2 protein-coding genes are annotated in these 1,812 nt (G+C 69.9%); one reads left to right on the forward strand and one right to left on the reverse strand.

The genetic code is table 11. The features are described 5' to 3' along the window. The coding region (locus FVW20_RS14085; RefSeq protein WP_196610109.1) for a transglycosylase SLT domain-containing protein at positions 1–1,261 on the forward strand (1,261 nt) is incomplete at its 5' end. Here the strand turns inward: FVW20_RS14085 and FVW20_RS14090 are convergent. Continuing rightward, a complete protein-coding gene (locus FVW20_RS14090) occupies positions 1,181–1,546 on the reverse strand; it encodes a hypothetical protein (protein ID WP_196610110.1) in 366 nt (121 codons plus the stop codon). The two genes, FVW20_RS14085 and FVW20_RS14090, sit on opposite strands and share 81 nt — an antisense overlap. Between the last annotated feature and the right edge of the window lie 266 nt (positions 1,547–1,812).

A 1,812-nucleotide genomic window follows, 5' to 3' on the forward strand; every position in this document is an offset into this window, starting at 1 on the left:
GTGCTCTTCCGATCTCTCGCTGGCCGCGCTGCTGACCCGGCTGGCCCCCGGCGCGGCCCCCACCCCGCTCACCGACCTGGTGACGGGACCGGCCTACGACCACGCCCGTCCGGTGCTGGTGCGCTGGCCAGTGCCGGACCTGCCCGTTCCCGTGAACGCGGCGCTGCATGATACCGACGCCTCCGGCCCCGCACGGGACGGCCAGCCCGCCGACGGACTGCGCTCGGCCCTGTTGCTGGCCACGTGGGAAACGTCCACCGGCCCGGTCATGCCGGAGTTGCTGCCGCCCTCCGGCGGCCCGTTCCTTCTGTCCGGCGAGGCCTTCGCGGGCACGGCGCCCGCCACCGACGCCCCCCTCCACGCCATGGTGGACGACGATTCGTGGCGGCTGTGGCAGCCCTTCATGACCGAACCCACGCCGGGCCGGGCCACGGACAAGGCCCTGTCCTACCACTGGTACTGGCGCGGCGACGACGGCCTCCTTGCCCTCCGGCTGGCCGAATTCTGGCGCGATCGCACCGCACCGGCGGACACCCTGCTGGACGACCTGACCGAACGGTACTTCGGTTTTCTCCCCGAATCGCTGGGGGTGTCCGAAGACGGCGACTACTCGGGGATCGCCGGCCATCCGGACATCTTCGACCTGATGGAGCTGATGGCCGTGGTGGCCGAAAAGCTGCCCACCCACGCCCCTGCCATCAGCCGCGCCGCCGCCCAGAGCAACATCGACCCGCTGCTGCTGTCCGCCGTGATCTTTCAGGAATCGCGTTTCAATGCCTCTGCCCGCAGCAAGACCGGGGTGCGCGGCATCATGCAGCTTACCCAGAACACGGCCCTGCTGCTGAAGGTCAACCGCATGAACCCCAGCCAGTCCATCCGGGGCGGGGCGCGCTACCTGCGCATGCTGTGGGACAGCCTGGAAGACCTGGACCTGCAACCGTGGGACCGCTGGTTCTTCACCCTGGCCGCCTTCAACCAGGGGCCGGGCCACCTGCGCGACGCCATCCGGCTGGACCAGAGCCTTGGCGGCTCCGGTCGCACCTGGCGCGAACTGAAGGACACCTTTCCCAAACTGGCGCGGCCCCGCTACCACTCCCGCACCCGGTACGGGTACTGTCGTGGCTACGAGGCCGTGGCATTCGTGGAAAGCGTGCGCTACTACTATTACATACTCAACGGGCTAGTCGCCCTCTCGCGGCCGGAAGCTGAGCACCTTGCGCCGCTTCTGGACGCCGTCCCCGTCCGCTGGCCCGCCGTCTAGGGCGGGATCGTCCCTTTCGGCCACGGGTTCGAGATTGAAGGCCATGCGCGGGGGCACCCCCAGGGGTTCGCCCTCAGGCCGGGCCGCCGCGGCCCAGTGGTGGTTGAAGAGCTGGTTCTTCCAGCGCACCGCCTGGATCAGGCTGAGCACCAGCGCCGCCTCTTCCCACCGCTTGGTGGGCTCGAAACGGTCCACCACGGCGGCGTAGCGGTCCCACAGCGACATCAGCGACGCCTCGTCGTAGGCGTTCAGTTGCTGTGCCAGCTTTTGCAGCATGCGCTCCATGGGGTCATCGCTCCTTCATGCGGGGTGGTGTGGGCGGCAGCCGGAACGCCGAGGCGTCCGCGCGCGTGCGGTGGCCGCGCCGTGCCCCGCAGGCTACGCCAATCCGGATGCCGGTTCAAATGGAAATTGCCCGCCCTTGCGGGCTGTGCTAGCATTCACGCTGTCGCAGCCCGGAAGGCGACCGCGCCCCGCCCCGTGGCGGGGCGTTGCGCATGCCGCAGCCGTTTCCGCCCCCGATAACGCCCATTCCGCCCGGCCTCGCCGCC

This window comes from Nitratidesulfovibrio oxamicus (assembly GCF_015731765.1).
Lineage (GTDB): Bacteria > Desulfobacterota > Desulfovibrionia > Desulfovibrionales > Desulfovibrionaceae > Cupidesulfovibrio > Cupidesulfovibrio oxamicus.